The organism is Streptomyces sp. NPDC058274, assembly GCF_042881375.1.
In the GTDB taxonomy this organism is placed as follows: Bacteria; Actinomycetota; Actinomycetes; order Streptomycetales; family Streptomycetaceae; genus Streptomyces.
This window is the reverse complement of sequence record NZ_JBHVXW010000027.1, coordinates 95,288-113,879: the sequence shown is the minus strand read 5'-3', so window position 1 is coordinate 113,879 and position 18,592 is coordinate 95,288. Positions and strand designations below refer to the sequence as shown.

Sequence of the window (18,592 nt, the reverse complement as noted above, 5' to 3'; positions counted from 1 at the left end):
CGTACGAACGCGTCGAAGTCGTCGATCGTGCCCAGATCCGGGTGGACGGCGTCGTGCCCGCCCTCCGGGGAGCCGATCGCCCAGGGCACCCCGACGTCGTCGGGGCCAGCCGACAGCGTGTTGTTGGGGCCCTTGCGGAACGTGCCGCCGATGGGATGGATCGGCGGCAGATAGACGACGTCGAAGCCCATCTCCGCGATGGCCGGAAGGCGTTCGGCGGCGGTGCGGAACGTGCCGCTGACCGGTGGCTCGTTCGCGCGGACCACGGCTCCCTCGGAGCGCGGGAAGAACTCGTACCACGACCCGTACAGCGCCCGCTCGCGCTCCACCACCAGGGGCAACGGCTCGGCGGGCGTGATCAGTTCGCGCAGCGGATGGCGGGCGAGGATCTTGTCCACCTCGGGGGTGAGGGCGGCGGCGAGCCGGGCAGCGGCCGGCCGTCCGGTGTCGCGGAGAGCGTCCACGGCGGCGAGCACGAGGTCCCGCCGGCCCTTGCTCTTCGGTACACCGGCGGCGGCCCGTTCGTACAGCCGCGCCCCCTCCTCCAGGACCATCTCGGTGTCCATCCCGGCCGGGATCTTGATCCCCGCGTGGTGTCGCCAGGTGGTCACGGGATCACCCCACGCCTCCACCGTGTACGTCCAGCGGCCTTCGGCCGGTACGGCGACGGTGGCGCCCCAGCGGTCGGTGCCGGGGGCCAGTTCACGCATCGGGGTCCAGGGGCCCGTGCGGCCCCGGCTGTCCGTGAGGACGACATTGGCGGCGACCGCGTCGTGGCCCTCACGGAAGACCGTGGCCGAGATCTCGAACGGTTCGCCCGGCACCGCCTTCGCGGGGCGGCGCCCCTCGGTGACGCGTGGGCGCACATCGAGCACCGGGATGCGCCCGATGCCGGCCGGAGCGCCCGCGGTGGGTGGGCGCGGGGTGGGCGGACCTGGATCGGCCCTGGGTATGGAGGATGTGTCGGAGGTGCTGGGCGTCGGGGGTGCCGACGTGTGGTGCGTGGCGGGCATGACCGCTCCTGTCCGCGTCAACGTGGGTGGGCGGATGAGGGTGTGGAGAGGTGGGTCCTACGGGGCGTACCGGAGGAGCCTTCCCACCCTATTCGGGTGAGCAATCCGGCACTTTGTTAACTACTCACGCGTATGTCTACAGACAAGACCGGCCTCGTCTTCGAGAGGACGAGGCCGGCCCGTGCTCCGGCGCCTGCTGTCCTGTACCCCTCTATGGGCTGTTCACCTGCAGCAGTCTGTTCGGTGAGCCGGGGCCGGCCCGGGTGACCTTTCCGGCGGCCGCCTGCCGGACCAGAGCCCGGCTCACCTGCGCCGGCGAGGCCTTCCTGTGACCGGCCAGATACAGCGCCGCGGCGCCCGCGACGTGCGGCGATGCCATCGACGTACCGGAGAACGTCGCCGTGCCGGTGTCGCTCAGCGAGGACGCGGAGGTGATCGCTACGCCGGGAGCGAACAGGTCCAGGCGGGCACCGTAGTTGGAGAAGCCCGCACGGGCATCCGCCTGGTCGGTCGCGCCGACGGTGAGGGCTTCCTTGACGCGGGCGGGGGAGTACAAACTGGCCGGAACTGCATCGTTGCCGGCCGCCACGGCGTAGGTGACTCCGGAGGCGATGGAGTTGCGTACGGCGGCGTCCAGCTGGGCGTTGGCGTACCCGCCCACGCTCAGATTGGCCACGGCCGGCTTCCTCGCGTGCTCGGTCACCCAGTCGATGCCCGCGATGACCTGCGCCGTCGTACCGTCCCCGGCGTCGTCGAGGACCCGGACGGCCACGACGTCGGTCTTCCGGGCGACGCCGTATCCCGTCCCGGCGAGGGTGGCGGCGACATGCGTGCCGTGACCGTTGCCGTCCTCGGCCGTCCCGTCGTTGCCGACGAAGTCCCAGCCGTAGCTCGCCCGGCCGCCGAAGTCCCGGTGCGTGATCCGGACGCCGGTGTCGATGACGTACGCGGTCACGCCGGCGCCCGCCGGCGGTGGCGAGGTGTAGCCGTGGTCCAGCGGCAGGTCCGGCCGGTCGATCCGGTCGAGCCCCCAGGGCGGCGGGTTCTGCCGGCGGCTGTCGAGGCCGACGGCGGTGTCCTGGACGACCGAGGCGACGCGTGAGTCCGCCGCGAGCCGCCGGGCCCGGGTCTCGTCGGCCCGCACCGCGAACCCGTTGAGAGCAGTGCCGTAGGTGTGGCTGATTTTCGCCCCGTACTCCTCGGCGACTTTCCTGCCGGCCGCCGAGGGGGCCTTCGTACCTCCCTTGAGCGTGACGATGTAACTTCCGCCGACGGAACCGGGATCACCGGCGCCTTGTATCCGCCCCTGCGGGGCGGCGGCGTGCGCGGGCAGGGTGATGGCCGAAAGCACCGCGGCCGTGGTGACCGCGGTGAGGCCTCCCGCCCAGCGCAGACGCCAGGTCCGCGTCTGTGGCATGTCGTGAGTTCCCCTCCTCAACCCCCGGCCTACCGGGGCCGGAGACCCCCGTGGTGACCGAGGCCGGCCGGTACGCCACTGGGAAGCCTCTCGTGGGGTGCGAAGCGCCACAAGGCCGCACAGGAGGGCGGAATCGGCCATACCGCTCCATGGGGCGGCTGGGATGGTTGCGGCGAATTCACGCCGAAGTCGGCCGGTCGGCGCGGGCGTCGAGCGCGTGCCCCGCCATGCGCCGTGGTTGTGGGGGCACCCTCCCGCTACCGTCGTGGGTGACGAGGGCGCACACAGGCGTGCGTCCCTATGGCCCTGTCGTGACACTGGCGCCTGCCCCGCGACCGTGACAGGCCCCGGCCGCGTAAGTCCTCCGTGAAGGTGGAACTCGTGAAGGCAATCCGCAGGTTCACCGTTCGACCCGTTCTCCCCGAAGCCCTTCACCCGCTCAGTGATCTGGCGCGCAATCTGCGCTGGTCATGGCATGCGGAGACCCGTGATCTCTTCCAGTCCGTGGACCCCGAGCACTGGGCCGCCTCGGACGGCGACCCGGTACGGCTGCTCGGCAGCGTGTCGACCGCACGCCTCGCCGAGCTCGCCGAGGACCGCCGCTTCCTGCGCCGGCTGGCCGCCGTCGCCGACGACCTGCGCGACTATGTGAGCGGCGAGCGCTGGTACCAGACACAGTCGGCGGAGCTGCCCGCCGCCATCGCCTATTTCTCGCCCGAGTTCGGCGTCACGGCCGCGCTGCCCCAGTACTCCGGCGGCCTCGGCATCCTCGCCGGTGACCATCTGAAGGCCGCCAGCGATCTCGGCGTCCCGCTGATCGGCGTCGGTCTGCTCTACCGGCACGGCTACTTCCGCCAGTCGCTGTCCCGGGACGGCTGGCAGCAGGAGCACTATCCGGTCCTCGACCCGAACGAGCTGCCGCTGACCCAGCTGCGCGAGCCCGACGGCACCCCCGCCCAGGTGTCGCTCGCGCTGCCCGGCGGCAGTCTGCTGCGGGCCCGGATCTGGCTGGCCCAGGTCGGCCGCGTGCCGCTGCTCATGCTCGACTCCGACGTCGAGGAGAACGACCTCGGCGAGCGGGCCGTGACCGACCGGCTGTACGGCGGCGGCAGCGAGCACCGCCTGCTGCAGGAGATGCTGCTGGGCATCGGAGGGGTGCGCGCGGTACGGACGTACTGCCGGCTCACCGGCCACCCGCAGCCCGAGGTCTTCCACACGAACGAGGGGCACGCGGGGTTCCTCGGCCTGGAGCGCATCGCCGAGCTGTGCGATGCCGGTCTCGACTTCGACGCCGGGCTCGAAGCGGTCCGTGCGGGCACCGTCTTCACGACCCACACCCCGGTGCCCGCCGGCATCGACCGCTTCGACCGGGAGCTGGTGGCCCACCATTTCGGTCCCGGCGCGGAGCTGCCCAGGATCGACGTGGAGCGGATCCTGGGCCTGGGGATGGAGACGTATCCCGGCGGGGAGCCGAACCTCTTCAACATGGCGGTGATGGGCCTGAGGCTGGGCCAGCGGGCCAACGGTGTGTCGCTGCTGCACGGCCAGGTCAGCCGGGAGATGTTCTCCGGTCTGTGGCCGGGCTTCGACCCGGAGGAGGTCCCGATCACCTCGGTGACCAACGGTGTGCACGCGCCGACCTGGGTGGCCCCCGAGGTCTTCCGCCTCGGCGCCCGCCAGATCGGCGCCCAGCGCACCGAGGACGCGCTCACCGTCGGCGGCTCGGACCGCTGGGACGCGGTGGCCGACATCGCCGACGGGGAGATCTGGGACCTGCGACGCGTCCTGCGCGAACAGCTGGTCCTCGAAGTGCGCCGACGCCTGCACGCGTCCTGGCGCCAGCGCGGGGCGGGCACCGCCGAACTCGGCTGGATCGACGGCGTACTGGATCCCGACGTCCTGACGATCGGCTTCGCCCGCCGGGTCCCCTCGTACAAGCGGCTCACGCTGATGCTGCGGGACCGGGACCGGCTGATGGATCTGCTGCTGCACGCGGAGCGGCCCATCCAGATCGTCGTCGCCGGGAAGGCGCACCCCGCGGACGACGGCGGCAAACGCCTGGTGCAGGAGCTGGTGCGGTTCGCCGACGACCCGCGCGTACGCCACCGCATCGTCTTCCTGCCCGACTACGGGATGGCGATGGCACAGAAGCTCTACCCCGGCTGTGACATCTGGCTGAACAATCCGCTGCGCCCGCTGGAGGCCTGCGGCACGAGCGGCATGAAGGCCGCGCTGAACGGCTGCCTCAATCTGTCGGTCCTGGACGGCTGGTGGGACGAGTGGTTCCAGCCGGACTTCGGCTGGGCGATCCCCACGGCGGACGGTACGGCGACCGACGACGACCGGCGCGACGACCTGGAGGCCTCCGCCCTGTACGACCTGCTGGAGCAGCGGGTCGCCCCCCGCTTCTACGAGCGGGGCCAGGGCGGTCTGCCCGACCGCTGGATCGAGATGGTCCGCCAGACCCTGACGCACCTGGGCCCGAAGGTGCTCGCGGGCCGCATGGTCCGCGAGTACGTGGAGCGTCTGTACACCCCGGCGGCGCGCGCGCACCGCGCCCTGACACCGGACACCGCCCGGGAGCTGGCCGGCTGGAAGTCCCGGGTCCGGGCGGCCTGGCCCCGGGTCAAGGTCGACCATGTGGAGGCCTCGGCGGCGACCACGACGGCCGAACTCGGCACCACGCTCAACCTCCGCGTCCGGGTCGGTCTCGCCGACCTCGTCCCCGACGACGTCGAGGTGCAGGCGGTCGCCGGCCGGGTCGACGCGGAGGACCGGATCGCGGACGCGACGACGGTCCCGCTGAAACCGGCGGGCGGCCCGGACCTGGAGGGCCGCTGGGCGTACGAGGGCCCGCTGTCCCTCGACCGCACCGGACCGTTCGGCTACACCGTCCGCATCCTGCCGACCCACCGCCTGCTGGCGTCGGGCGCGGAGCTGGGGCTGGTGGCGGTCCCCACGGAGGAGACGGCGGAGGGCGCGGGCGTGCTCATGCGGTGAGAGGGGAGACCCACCGGTATTTGGCAGTCCTTCCGGCCCGCGCGGAGGCGTGGGCCGGGGCCCTCAGTCCTCTCCCAGGCCCCCGCACAGCCGGCGCAGCACCACCCCGCACCGCTGTGCGTAGGCGTGCTGGAGACCGCGGGTCGCGGCGCCGCCCGCGCGGGTGTACCACTTGGCCGGCCGGCTGAAGGCGGTCACGGTCAGCCAGACCGTGCCGTCGCCGGTGCGGTCGACCACGAAGGCCTCCTCGCCGCACTCCGGGTGGCCGGGCAGGGTGCCGTAGGCCCAGCCGGCCCGGCGGGGTTCCTCGGTGGTCCAGACGACGCGGCAGGGGGCCTTGATCGGGCCGAGGCCGACGGTGACGTCGACCCCGGGGGCGGCCGTGTCCGCGCCGGCGGTGATGGCCACCCCCACGGCCCGGTGGAGCTCCCAGGTCAGCAGCGCCTGGGAGGCCCTGCGGAAGACGGCCTCGCCCTCGCCGATCCGGCTTCGGACATGCATGCGGTGGAAGCCGGGCGGGCAGCGGTCCTCGCGGGTCGCGCCCACGTCCTCGTAGGTGAAGGGCATGGGGGACAGCGTAGGGCGGCACCCGGAGTCGCCCACTCTCCGGGTGCCGCCTCAGAGGTACCGCGCGAGTACTAGTTCACATTGACGGCGCTCCACGCCGCCTGGACCGCCTTGTACTCCGCGCTGGTGGAGCCGTACAGCGCCGAGGCCGCGGAGAGCGTGCCCGTACGGGCGGCCGCGTACTTGGTCGTCGACGTGAAGTACGTCGTCAGCGCCTTGTACCAGATCTGCAGCGCCTTGGCGCGGCCGATGCCGGTGACCGTGGAGCCGTTGGACGTCGGGGAGTTGTAGCTGACGCCGTTGATCGTCTTGGCGCCGCTGCCCTCGCTCAGCAGGTAGAAGAAGTGGTTGGCGACACCGGACGAGTAGTGCACGTCCTTGCTGCCGACCGAGGAGGACCAGGAGTCGGCGGAGCCGCCGTCCTTGCTGGGCTTGTCCATGTAGCGCAGCGGGGTGCCGTCGCCGTTGATGTTGATCTTCTCGCCGATGAGGTAGTCACCGACGTCGCTGGCGTTGTTGGCGTAGAACTCGACGCCGGTGCCGAAGATGTCGGACGTCGCCTCGTTCAGGCCGCCGGACTCGCCGGAGTAGTTCAGACCCGCGGTGTTGGCGGTGACACCGTGGCTCATCTCGTGGCCGGCCACGTCCAGCGAGGTCAGCGGGTGGGTGTTGCCCGACCCGTCGCCGTAGGTCATGCAGAAGCAGCTGTCGTCCCAGAACGCGTTGACGTACGCGTTGCCGTAGTGGACGCGCGAGTAGGCGGCGACGCCGTTGTTCTTGATGCCGCTGCGACCGAAGGTGTTCTTGTAGAAGTCCCAGGTCTCCTGGGCGCCGTAGGCGGCGTCGGCGGCCGCGGTCTGGTCGGTGGTGGAGCTGGAGGCAGCGCCGGTGCCCCAGACGTCGTCGGCGTCGGTGAACAGGGTGCCGGTGCCGGACGTGCCGTGGGCCAGGTTGTACGTCTTGTGACCGCCGCGCGTGCCGTCGGTCAGCTGGTACGTCGTGCCCGACTTGGTGGTGGAGAGCGTGACCGTGCCCGAGTACAGGCTCTTGCCGGTGCCGGTCTCGATGCCCTGGTACTCGTAGAGCTTCTTGCCGGTGGCCGCGTCCGTGATGACGTGCAGCTCGTTCGGGGTGCCGTCGTCCTGGAGACCGCCGACGACCGTCTCGTAGGCGAGGGTCGGCTTGCCGTCCGCGGCCCAGATCACCTTGCGGGGCGCCTGGTCGGCCGTGGTCTTCTCCGAGCCGGCGGTCTGCGCGGCCTTCACGGCCTGCTTCTCGGCCTTGGCGGCGGTCACGGCCGGCTTCAGGGAGGCCACCTTGATGGCCGCCTTCGTCGACTTGGTGACGCCCTCGGTCTTGCCTGCCTTGGTCTCGTGGACGACCAGGTCGCCGCCGAGGACCGGAAGTCCGTTGTACGTGCGCTCGTACCGCGTGTGGACCGTGCCGTCGGCGTCCTTGACGACGTCTCTGACGACGAGCTTCTCCTTGGCTCCGAGGCCTATCTCCTTGGCCGTGTCGGGCGCGGCGGCCTCGGCCTTCTGGATCAGGCTCGTGCGCGCCGCCGCGGAGAGCTGGAGCGGGGCACCGGCGAGGGGCGCCGAACCGGCGGGGGACGCCGGGGTCTGCGCGGATGCACCGGTGGTCAGACCGGTGGTCAGGAGGGCTCCGGCCGCGACGGCGGTGGCGATGGCCAGAGTGGTGCGCTTGTGACGCGCGTAGAGGGAGGTCACGCAAGCTCCTTATGTGGGGGCGACCGCGCGGCGTGGGGTAGCCGTGCGGAAGGCGAAGGTGCGGTGCGGGTGATCCGTGCGGTGGAAGAGTGCCACTCGGGGCGCGTACATGTCAGGACCGCAACGAAATCTTGGCTGAAAAGCGTCCGTTGGATGAAGATCACTGTGCGCAATGCGGAACAGATCTTGACCATGGGCCAACAAAGGCAAGGTCAGGGCCCGGCAAAGAGGGCGCCGCCCCGGGGAGTTGAACCTCCGGGACGGCGCCCTGTCCTGTGGCGTGAACCGACCTGCGGTTTACGGGAAGGTCAGCTTCCAGCTGTTGATGTAGCCGGTGTCCTGTGCCGCCTGGTCCTGGACCTTCAACTTCCAGGTGCCGTTGGCGACTTCGGTGGACGCGTTGACCGTGTAGGTCTCGTTCACGTTGTCCGCCGAGTCGGAGGAGCTGAAGTTCTTCAGCCGGTACGTCGACCCGTCCGGGGCCACCAGGTCGATGACCAGGTCACCGCGCCAGGTGTGCACGATGTCCACCGCGACCGCGAGGTTCGACGGGGCGTTGCCGGTACGGCCGGTGACGGTGACCGACGAGGTGACCGCCGCTCCGTTGTCCGGAATCGATACGTCCGCCGTGTTCTCGAACGAGGTGCCTCCGGGTGTGCCGCCGCCCGAGCGCGCGCCGACGGCGACGGCCGCCCACGCGTCCTGCACCGCCTTGTACTCGGCGCCCGTCGTGCCGTACAGCTCACCCGCCGCCGCGAGGGTGCCGGTGCGGGCCGCCGCGTAGTTGGTGGTCGAGGTGAACTTGGTGGTCAGCGCCCGGTACCAGATCTGCAGGGCCTTGTCCCGGCCGATGCCGGTGACCGGGAGGCCGTCGGACGTCGGCGAGTTGTAGCTGACGCCGTTGATCACCTTGGCGCCGCTGCCCTCGGACAGCAGGTAGAAGAAGTGGTTCGCCGGGCCCGAGGAGTAGTGGACGTCGATCGAACCGATCCCCGAGTACCAGCTGTCCTTGGACGCGCCGTCCTTGCTGGGCTTGTCCTGGTAGCGCAGCGGGGTGCCGTCGCCGTTGATGTCGATCTTCTCGCCGATGAGGTAGTCACCGACATCGCTGCTGTTGTTGGCGTAGAACTCGACGCCGGTGCCGAAGATGTCCGAGGTCGCCTCGTTCAGGCCGCCGGACTCGCCGGAGTAGTTCAGGCCCGCGGTGTTGGAGGTGACACCGTGGCTCATCTCGTGGCCGGCCACGTCCAGCGAGGTCAGCGGGTCGGCGTTGCCGGTCCCGTCGCCGTAGGTCATGCAGAAGCAGCTGTCGTCCCAGAACGCGTTGACGTACGCGTTGCCGTAGTGGACGCGCGAGTACGCTCCCACGCCGTTGTTCTTGATGCCGCTGCGGTTGAAGGTGTTCTTGTAGAAGTCCCAGGTCGTGGCGGCACCGTAGTGCGCGTCGGCACCCGCGGTGGCGGCGTTCGACGTGGTGCCGTTGCCCCAGGTGTCCGTGGTCTGCGAGAACAGCGTGCCGGTGCCCGACGTCGCGTGGTTCAGGTTGTACGTCTTGTGGCCGCCGCGCGCGCCGTCGGTCAGGGTGTAGTTCGACCCCGACAGCGTGGTGGTCAGCGGCACCGTGCCGCTGTACTGGGTGTTGCCGGTGCCGGTCTCGATGCCCTGGTACTCGTAGAGCTTCTTGCCGGTGGCCGCGTCCGTGATGACGTGCAGCTCGTTCGGGGTGCCGTCGTCCTGGAGGCCGCCGACGACCGTCTCGTAGGCGAGGGCAGGCTTGCCGTTGGCTGCCCAGATCACCTTGCGGGGCGCCTGGTCGGCCGCGGTCTTCTTGGAACCGGCGTCCTTGGCGGCGGACACGGCCTGCTTCTCCGCCTTCGAGGCGGCGACGGCGGGCGTCAGCGAGGCGACCTTGATGGTGGCCTTCGTCGCCTTGACGACTCCCTCGGTCTTGCCGGACTTGGCGGTGTCGACCACCAGGTCGCCGCCGAGGACCGGAAGTCCGTTGTACGTGCGCTCGTACCGGGTGTGGACCGTGCCGTCCGCGTCCTTGATGACATCGCGGGCGACGAGCTTCTCCTTGGCCCCGAGGCCCAGGTCCTTGGCGGTGTCCGCCTTGGCGGCCTCGGCGTCACGTATCAGCTCGGCGCGCTGCGAGGGCGTGAGCTTGACGGCGACGGCGCCGGGATTGACCTTGCCGGAGCGCGCGGTGTCCGGGGCGGCGCTCGCCGCACCGGACTGGACGGCAGCGGCCAGCAGGGCGCTGACGCCGACGAGAGCGACGGCCGTGCCGCGACGGCGCATCGAGTGGGAGGTGCGTCTGTGGGAGGTGTTGCTTCTCAACACTGAGCTCCTTCTGCGTGGCCGCGGGTCGCGCGGCCAGGGGAGCCGGACGATGGGTGTCCCGTCCGGGCAGAACAGGGCGGTACGCGGAACCAGGTGCACAGGAGGTTGCGCCACGACACAGCGGTGGGGCTGTGGGGTTGCTGTGGAGTGACCGAGGGAAGAGTGGCAGCAGATTGCGCTGTCTGTCAGGAGCGCATCAAGAAATTGGCCGGAAACGGTCCGTTGTCCGGATGGTCATGTTCGGTATACGAACTCTTTGTCGGAGTGTGGGCGAACCTTTGCCCCGCGCTCAGGCCAGGCTCTCCCGCCAGGCTTCGTGGAGGTCGGCGAACCTTCCCGTGTCCGCGATGAGCCGCCCGGGCGTGCCGTCCTCGACGACGCGGCCGTGTTCCATGACCAGCACCCGGTCGGCGATCTCCACCGTGGAGAGCCGGTGGGCGATCACCACGGCCGTGCGTCCGCGCAGGACGGTCGACATCGCGCGCTGGACGGCCCGTTCCCCGGGGATGTCGAGGGAGCTGGTCGCCTCGTCCAGGATCAGCACGGCGGGGTCGGCGAGCAACGCCCGTGCGAACGCGACGAGTTGGCGCTGACCTGCGGAGATGCGGCCGCCCCGCTTGCGGACGTCCGTGTCGTAGCCGTCGGGCAGAGCACAGATGAAGTCGTGGGCGCCGATCGCCTTCGCGGCCTGTTCGATCTCCTCGCGCGGGGCGTCGGGACGGCCGATCGCGATGTTCTCGGCGACCGTGCCGGAGAACAGGAACGCCTCCTGGGTCACCATCACCACACCGCGGCGCAGTTCGGGGTTCGCGAGGTCGCGCAGATCGACCCCGTCGAGCAGGATCCGGCCGTCGGAGGGGTCGTAGAAGCGGGCCAGCAGTTTGGCCAGAGTCGACTTGCCGGCGCCGGTCGAGCCGACCACGGCGACCGTCTGCCCGGCGGGCAGGGTGAGGTCGAAGCGGGGGAGGACCTCGCCGCCGGTGCGGTAGGCGAAGCGGACCCCGTCGAAGACGACCTCGCGGCCGGGCTGCCGCGACTTCGGCGCCGGCAGCTCCCGGGGTGCCGACGGCTCCGGGACCGTCGGCGTCTGGGCGAGCAGGCCGGCGATCTTCTCCAGTGAAGCCGCCGCCGACTGATAGGAGTTGAGGAACATGCCGAGCCGGTCGATGGGGTCGTACAGACGGCGCAGATAGAGCACCGCGGCCGCCAGGACACCCAGCTCCAGCGACCCCGACGCGACCCGGTACGCGCCCCACAGCACGATCCCCGCGACCGCCGTGTTGGCGACCAGCCGTGAGCAGATGACATAGCGGGCCATCTCCAGCAGGGCGTCGCCGTTCGTCCGCTCGTGGCGCTCGTTGAGCACCCGGAAATCGGCGTCGTTGGCGGCCTCGCGGCGGAACGCGCGCACCGGCCTGATCCCGTTCATCGTCTCCGCGAACTTCACGATGACGGCGGCGATCGCGGTCGAACGCAGGCGGTACACCCGGCCCGCGCGGCGCCGGTAGCCGCGGACGAGGAGATAGAGCGGCACGAAGGACGCCACCGCGAGAGCGCCCACGCCGAGGTCGAGCCAGAGCAGCATGGCCGAGATGTAGACGAAGGACAGGATGACCATGACGAGTTCCTGCAGGCCCTCGCTGAGCAGCTCGCGCAGGGACTCGACGTCCGTCGTGGAGCGGGAGATCAGCCGGCCCGAGGTGTAGCGCTCGTGGAAGTCGATGCTGAGCGCCTGCGCGTGCCGGAAGATACGGCCGCGCAGGTCGAGCAGCACGTCCTGATTGACCCGGGCGGACGCCTTGATGAACGCGTACTGCAGGCCTCCGGAGATCACCGAGCACAGCAGATAGGCGACCGCGACCGCGATCAGCGGGCCCCGGTCGTCGCGCCGGAACGCCGGTACGGCGCTGTCGATGGCGTACGCGACCAGCAACGGGCCGAACTGCACGGCCGCCTGCTGGACCAGGAGCAGCACCGTCGTCACGACGACGCGCGCCTTGAGCGGGGTGAGCAGGGACCGCAGCAGCGCGGCCGTCGCACCCGGGGGCGTGGGCAGGACGTCGCGGTCGAAGGAGTCGAGGTGCTCGGCGGGCTCCCGCGCCGGCCGGGCCTGGTCCCGCGCCCCGGCCGGGTTCCTGTCCGGTTCCTTGTTCGGCGCGGTTGTCGTGGGCGCCGCCGTCATCGGCCGTCCTCCTCGGTGGGGTTGCTGTCGTGCGGGGTCCCGGCGGCGTGACCGCCGGGGCCGGCACCGGCGTGCTCGGGGTCTTCGGCGCCCGACATCAGCCAGGCGTACTCCGCGTTCGTGCGCAGCAGTTCGTGATGGGTGCCGACCGCGGCGATCCGGCCGCCGGAGAGCAGTGCCACCCGGTCGGCCAGCAGCACCGTGGACGGGCGGTGCGCCACGACCAGCGCCGTCGTCCGGGCCAGCACCCGGCGCAGGGCGGCCTCGACCGCGGCCTCCGTGTGCACGTCCAGTGCCGACAGCGGGTCGTCCAGGACGAGGAAGCGGGGGCTGCCGACGACCGCCCGGGCCAGGGCCAGGCGTTGGCGCTGGCCCCCGGACAGGCTCAGGCCCTGTTCGCCGACCTGGGTGGCGGTGCCCTCGGGGAGCGCGTGTGCGAAGTCGGCCTGGGCGACGGCCAGGGCGCGCTCCAGCTCCGCCGCGCCCGCGCTGTCCTCGGCGCCCATGAGTACGTTCTCCCCGACGCTCGCCGAGAAGAGGGTGGGCTCCTCGAAGGCGACGGCGACGAGCCGGCGGAGAGCGGCCCTGGGCATCCGGGTGATGTCCTCGCCGTCCAGCGTGATGCGGCCCGAAGTCACCTCGTGGAGACGGGGGATGAGGGCGGTGAGGGTCGTCTTGCCGGTGCCCGTCGCGCCCACCAGGGCCATCGTCTCGCCGGGGCGGATGTGCAGGTCGATGCGGTCGAGGACGGGAGCGGTGTCCTCGAGGGCGTCGGGATAGCGGAACCGGACTGCGTGGAACTGGAGTCCGGCGCGGCTGGTGCTGGTGCTGGTGCTGGTGCTGGTGCTGGTGCCGGCGTTGGCATCGATGTCGGGCTCCGCCGGAACTGCCGACTCCGGCCCGGGCGTCTCCGCTTCCGGTGCCCGCGCCGGAGACCCGTCGGCCGGCTCCCGTTCCGGGCCTGGCGCTTTCGGTCCCCACGTCGGAACAACGTCGGCCGAATCCCGCTCCGGACCCGACGCCTCTGGTACCCGCGTCGAAGCCCCGTCGGTCGAATCCTGCTCGGGATCCGACGCTTCCGGTCCCCGCGCCGGAGCCCTGACGGCCGAATCCCGCTCCGGACCCGACGCTTCCGGCCCCCGCGCCGGAGCCTCGTCGGCCGACTCCGGATCCGCGTCCATGACCTCGAAGTAGCGCTGGGTCGCCGTCGCGGCCTCCTGGCTCATGGCCAGCAGGAAGCCGATCGAGTCGATGGGCCACCGCAGGGCGAGCGCGGTCGAGAGGAAGGCGACCAGCGTGCCGGCGGAGAGGTCGCCGTCGGCGACCTGGACCGTGCCGAGCACCAGGGCCGCGCCGATGGCGAGTTCGGGCAGGGTGACGATGGCGGCCCAGATGGACGCGAGGAGCCGGGCCTTGGCCAGTTCCGTACCCCGCAGGGTCCGGGACAGCTCGCGAAAGGCGCGGGCCTGGCTGCGATGGCGGCCGAAGCCCTTGATGATGCGGATGCCGAGCACGCTCTCCTCGACGACCGTGGTCAGATCGCCCACCTGGTCCTGCGCCCGCCGCGCCACTTCCGAGTACCGCCGCTCGAAGAGCCAGCAGACCACCAGCACGGGAACGGCGGGGGCCAGCAGCACCAGCCCGAGACTCCACTGCTGAAGCAGCATGATGATCATGCCGACGACAATGGTCACGCTGTTGACCAGCAGGAACGTCAGCGGAAAGGCGAGGAACATCCGCACCAGCATCAGATCCGTGGTCCCCCGGGACAGCAACTGCCCCGAGGCCCACCGGTCGTGGAAGGCGACGGGCAGCCGCTGGAGATGCCGGTACAGATCCGCTCGCATTGACGCCTCGACGCGCGACAGCGGACGCGCCACCAGCCAGCGCCGCAGCCCGAACAGCACCGCCTCCGCGAGCCCGAGCAGCAGCAGATACAGCGCCCCGAACCAGATCCCGCGCGTGTCCCGGTCGGCCACCGGCCCGTCGACCAGCCACTTCAGGACGAGCGGGATCACCAGACCCGTACACGAGGCGACGACGGCGACGAAGGCGGCACTGAACAGCCGGGCCCGCACCGGCCGCACGTACGGCCACAGCCGCAACAGGCTGCTCACGGTGGCGCCCGAGACGTGCTCGGCCCGGCCGGCGCCGGCTTCGGCACAACCGCCCGGGCCGGTGCGGCCGACCGCTGCGGCGGAACCGGAATCCTCGGCGGAGTCGCTGCGGACGGTGTGATCCTTGGTCGCTGCATCTGTCGTGGCCATCATGGGCGAGCCTACGGATCGGCACTGACAGAGCCCACCGAGTTTTGGCCGGACCGGGGTGCGCCGATGGTCGTACGACCTGGCTCGTTCGCGGCGTTGCCTCCCTCGGCGCACGGGGTCCCGCGCCACCGGGCGCGCAGGCACGGACGCCGCCCCGCGGCCTCGAAACGGGCACACGATGGGCGTGGACACACGCGCACAAGGGCCCGGCACCCGGCCCGCAGTCGTACCGCCGCATCAACCGATCGGCTGATGCCGCTTCGAGCGCGATGGGTGATGTGCCGGGACCCGCCCGGACGGGACCCTCGAACCATGACCACCACGCCCGTCATCGAAGTCAGCGGACTGCGCAAGTCCTACGGCGGCCGAGCCGTCGTCGACGGTGTCTCCTTCGCCGTCGAGGAGGGCGAGATCTTCGGGATCCTCGGCCCGAACGGCGCCGGCAAGACCACCACCGTCGAATGCGTCGAGGGCCTGCGGATCCCCGACGCGGGCCGCGTCCGTGTCGCCGGACTCGACCCCGTCGCCGACCACGAGGCCACCAGCCGCGTCCTCGGCGCACAGCTCCAGGAGAGCGAACTCCAGGCCAAGCTCACCGTGCGCGAGGCGCTGGAGCTGTACGCCGCCTTCTACCCGCACCCCGCCGACTGGCGCCCCCTCGCCGAACGCCTCGGCCTCACCGAGAAGCTGACCACCCGGTTCGCCAAGCTCAGCGGCGGCCAGAAACAAAGGCTGTTCATCGCGCTCGCGCTGATCGGCAACCCGCGCGTGGTCGTACTGGACGAGCTGACCACCGGGCTCGACCCGCGGGCCCGCCGCGACACCTGGGAACTCATCGAGGACATCCGCGCCCAGGGCGTCACCGTCCTGCTCGTCACCCACTTCATGGAGGAGGCGCAGCGGCTCTGCGACCGGATCGCGGTCATCGACAAGGGCCGCATCGCCGCACTGGACACCCCGGCCGGGCTGATCCGCCGCTCGAACGGCTCGACCGTCATCAGCTTCACGCCGTCGGCACCGCTGGACGAACGTGACCTCGCCGCGCTGCCCGCGCTCGCCTCCGCCGAGCACAAGGACGGCCGGATCACCCTGTCCGGCACCGACGAGACGGTCAACGCCGTCATCACCCTCCTCGCCCGCCACCGCATCACCGCCCACCAACTCCGCGTCACCGACGCCACCCTGGACGACGCGTTCCTGGACCTGACGGAGGCAGCAGCATGAGCACCGCACTCGACCGCCCCGGCACCCGGGCGGACCTCCGCTCCGGCATCCGCGGCGGCCTGGACACCGCCGTCATCCGGACCGAGATCCGGCTCTTCGGCCGCGAACCCGGCGGGATCTTCTGGATCCTGCTCTTCCCCACGATTCTCTTGGTGATCCTCGGTTCGATCCCCTCCTTCCGGCAGCCCGACCCCTCCTTCGGAGGTCTGCGCCCCGTCGACGCCTACGTCCCCGTCGCCGTTCTGCTCGGCCTGATCGTGGGCTGTCTCCAGGCGATGCCGCAGTCCCTGACCGGCTACCGCGAGCGCGGCATCCTGCGCCGTATGTCCACCACCCCCGTACGGCCCGCGGCGCTGCTGTCCGCACAGATGCTGGTGTTCGGCGCCGCGGCGCTGCTCTCCGCGCTGCTCGCGCTCACCGTCGGCCGGCTGGCCTTCGACGTCACCCTGCCGCGGCAGCCCGGCGGCTACCTCCTCGCGCTGGTCCTCGCCGTCCTGGCGGCGCTCGCGCTCGGCGCCGTGGTCTCCGCCGTGTCCCGCACGACCAAGATCGCGGGGGCGATCGGGTCCGCCGTGTTCTTCCCGATGATGTTCTGCGCCGGTGTCTGGCTGCCCGTGCAGGCCATGCCGGACACCCTCGCCAGGGTCGTCGGGTACACACCCTTCGGCGCGGCGGCCCAGGCCCTGAACCAGGCCGCGGCGGGACACTGGCCGGGCTGGTCCCACCTGGGCGTGCTCGTCGCCTGGACGGTGCTGCTGTCGGCCGGGGCCGCGCGCTGGTTCCGCTGGGAGTGAGCGTGAGCGACCTCCGGTCCGTGCAGACTGAACGCATGACGACCGCCCCGCGACAGGACAGCGCGGCCGCCGCGGCACGGACCGTGGAGGAACGCTGGGCCAGCTTCCACCGCTACGGCCCCCTCGGCCTGCTCGGCGTCGCCGTCGTCCTCTCCGCGGCGACGGCCGGCGCCGTCGGCATGAACCGCACGGACTGGTACGTGGGCGTGCCGCTGGTGCTCGCCGCGTTCGCCCTTCAGCTGTGGTGGATCCGGGCGATGCGCAGCAGACCGGGTCCGACCCCCGCCGCCATCGGCTACTTCTGGATCCGCTGGGCGATCGCGTTCGTCCTCGCCCTGACCAACCCGTTCTACGCCTTCTACGCCGCCGCCGGCTACTTCGACGTCGAGCGGCTGCTGCCCCGCCGCCTGGTGCGGGTGGGGGTGATCGCCGCGGTCGTCGTCGTGGCCGGCTCGCAGTCCGGCGGGCTGCCGCCGCAGGGCGTGGTCGGCTGGGCCGTGTTCGGCGGGCTGCTCGCCGTCAACGTCACCCTCGCCGCGATCATGGGCCACCTCAACGCCAAGGAGAACGAGCGGGCCCTCGTCCAGGCCGCCACCATCGCCGAACTGGAGCGCACGAACACCGCGTTGCAGCAGGCCCTCGACGAGAACGCCGCGCTGCACGCCCAACTCCTCGTCCAGGCACGGGAGGCGGGCGTCGCCGACGAACGCCGCCGGCTGGCCGCGGAGATCCACGACACGATCGCGCAGGGCCTGACCGGGATCATCGCCCAGCTCCAGGTCGTCGTGAACACCGCCGATCCCGAGGCCGCCCGCGCCCATCTGGGGCGGGCCGCCGACCTGGCCCGGCACAGCCTGGGCGAAGCACGCCGCTCCGTGCAGAACCTCGCGCCCGTCGCCCTGGAACACGACGGACTGCCGGAGGCATTGAAGAAGACGGTCGCCGAGTGGGCCGAACGGACCGGTACCCGAGCCGAGTTCACCGTCACGGGCACGACCGAGCAGCTGCACGACGAGGTGTCGGCGACCCTGCTGCGCATCGCGCAGGAGGCCCTGTCGAACGCCGCACGGCATGCCGCCGCCGCACGCGTCGGGGTCACGCTGTCCTTCATGGGCGACGAGGTGACCCTGGACGTACGGGACGACGGCCGCGGTTTCGACCCCTGTGCCGCGCCCGAGCGCACCGGCAGCGGCGGCTTCGGGCTCGACGGCATGAGGGCGCGGGCCGAACGCATCGCCGGCTCGCTCACCGTCGAGTCCGAACCCGGGCACGGCACGGCGGTGTCGGCTCGCGTACCGTTGGTACGCCATGACCGATGACGCCCTTCCCGCAGGTCCGCCCGCCATCACCCTGCTCATCGTGGACGACCATCCCGTCGTCCGGGACGGGCTGCGCGGCATGTTCGAGTCCGCGCCCGGCTTCGCCGTCCTCGGCGAGGCGTCCAACGGTGCCGAGGCCGTGTCCCTCACCGCCTCCCTCGACCCGGACGTCGTCCTGATGGACCTGCGCATGCCCGGCGGCAACGGAGTCGAGGCCATCGCCGAACTCGCCCGCCGGGGCGCCCGCGCGAAGATCCTCGTGCTGACCACGTACGACACGGACTCCGACACCATCCCCGCCATCGAGGCGGGCGCGACCGGCTATCTCCTCAAGGACGCCCCGCGCGACGAGCTCTTCACCGCGGTGCGCGCCGCGTCGGAGGGGCGCACGGTGCTGTCGCCGGCCGTGGCCTCCCGGCTGGTCTCGGCCGTACGCACCCCCGCCGCGGCAGGTAACGACGCCCTCTCCGCCCGGGAACGCGAGGTGCTCGGCCTGGTCGCCAAGGGCACGTCGAACCGTGAGATCGCCCGGGTGCTGTTCATCAGCGAGGCCACGGTGAAGACCCATCTCACCCACCTGTACGCCAAGTTGGGCGTGAAGGACCGCGCCGCGGCGGTGGCGGTCGCCTACGACCGGCGAATTCTCGGCTGACCAGGCCTGCTGCCTCAGGCGGCCGGATACGGCGGCAGACCGCTCGCGGTCTTCTCCCGGGCCGTCTTCAGCCCGGCGAGCAAC

Annotated in this window: 12 protein-coding genes; 5 read left to right on the top strand and 7 right to left on the bottom strand. The window is 71.4% G+C overall.

Annotated elements, in window-relative coordinates; all coding sequences use genetic code 11:
- Together ACFVYF_RS35560 and ACFVYF_RS35555 are read right to left on the bottom strand one after the other, a co-directional pair.
- A partial coding sequence (locus ACFVYF_RS35560; protein WP_389462171.1) for a maltotransferase domain-containing protein occupies positions 1 to 1,013 on the bottom strand: 1,013 nt, incomplete at its 3' end.
- A gap of 211 nt (positions 1,014 to 1,224) precedes the next feature.
- A complete protein-coding gene (locus ACFVYF_RS35555; RefSeq protein ID WP_389462170.1) occupies positions 1,225 to 2,430 on the bottom strand; it encodes a S8 family peptidase in 1,206 nt (401 codons plus the stop codon).
- A gap of 381 nt (positions 2,431 to 2,811) precedes the next feature.
- On the opposite strand from ACFVYF_RS35555, the gene glgP reads away from it, so the two are divergent.
- Entirely contained in the window at positions 2,812 to 5,430 is a 2,619-nt protein-coding gene (gene glgP / locus ACFVYF_RS35550; RefSeq protein WP_389462169.1) for an alpha-glucan family phosphorylase, read from the top strand.
- A 63-nt stretch (positions 5,431 to 5,493) separates the two neighbouring features.
- Here the strand turns inward: glgP and ACFVYF_RS35545 are convergent, their stop codons facing one another.
- The 5 genes from ACFVYF_RS35545 to ACFVYF_RS35525 all read right to left on the bottom strand — a co-directional run bounded on the left by ACFVYF_RS35545 (position 5,494) and on the right by ACFVYF_RS35525 (position 14,519).
- Positions 5,494 to 5,997: a DUF1990 family protein gene (locus ACFVYF_RS35545; protein ID WP_389462168.1), complete on the bottom strand. Its 504-nt coding sequence runs from the start codon at positions 5,995 to 5,997 to the stop codon at positions 5,494 to 5,496.
- 71 nt (positions 5,998 to 6,068) lie between these two features.
- Positions 6,069 to 7,727, bottom strand: coding sequence for a M4 family metallopeptidase (locus tag ACFVYF_RS35540; RefSeq protein ID WP_389462167.1), 1,659 nt, complete (start codon positions 7,725 to 7,727; stop codon positions 6,069 to 6,071).
- Positions 7,728 to 8,024: 297 nt separating this feature from the next.
- Positions 8,025 to 10,067 (bottom strand): M4 family metallopeptidase, encoded by a 2,043-nt coding sequence (locus ACFVYF_RS35535; protein ID WP_389462166.1) that lies wholly within the window; start codon positions 10,065 to 10,067, stop codon positions 8,025 to 8,027.
- A gap of 292 nt (positions 10,068 to 10,359) precedes the next feature.
- Entirely contained in the window at positions 10,360 to 12,252 is a 1,893-nt protein-coding gene (locus ACFVYF_RS35530; RefSeq protein WP_389462165.1) for an ABC transporter ATP-binding protein, read from the bottom strand.
- Positions 12,249 to 14,519, bottom strand: coding sequence for an ABC transporter transmembrane domain-containing protein (locus tag ACFVYF_RS35525; RefSeq protein ID WP_389462164.1), 2,271 nt, complete (start codon positions 14,517 to 14,519; stop codon positions 12,249 to 12,251). Before ACFVYF_RS35525 ends, ACFVYF_RS35530 begins: the two co-directional genes overlap by 4 nt.
- Before the next feature lie 312 nt (positions 14,520 to 14,831).
- Here ACFVYF_RS35525 and ACFVYF_RS35520 point away from each other — a divergent pair, with 312 nt between their 5' ends.
- The 4 genes from ACFVYF_RS35520 to ACFVYF_RS35505 are packed head-to-tail and all read left to right on the top strand — an operon-like array spanning position 14,832 to position 18,508.
- A complete protein-coding gene (locus tag ACFVYF_RS35520; protein ID WP_389462163.1) occupies positions 14,832 to 15,743 on the top strand; it encodes an ABC transporter ATP-binding protein in 912 nt (303 codons plus the stop codon).
- 59 nt (positions 15,744 to 15,802) lie between these two features.
- Entirely contained in the window at positions 15,803 to 16,537 is a 735-nt protein-coding gene (locus ACFVYF_RS35515; protein WP_389462174.1) for an ABC transporter permease, read from the top strand.
- A gap of 35 nt (positions 16,538 to 16,572) precedes the next feature.
- Complete coding sequence (locus ACFVYF_RS35510; RefSeq protein WP_389462162.1) at positions 16,573 to 17,856, top strand: sensor histidine kinase; 1,284 nt, start codon at positions 16,573 to 16,575, stop codon at positions 17,854 to 17,856.
- The gene (locus tag ACFVYF_RS35505) at positions 17,846 to 18,508 is read left to right on the top strand and encodes a response regulator (protein WP_389462161.1); all 663 of its coding nucleotides are present in this window, start codon (positions 17,846 to 17,848) and stop codon (positions 18,506 to 18,508) included. The genes ACFVYF_RS35510 and ACFVYF_RS35505 overlap by 11 nt, the downstream gene beginning before the upstream one ends.
- Positions 18,509 to 18,592 lie beyond the last annotated feature (84 nt).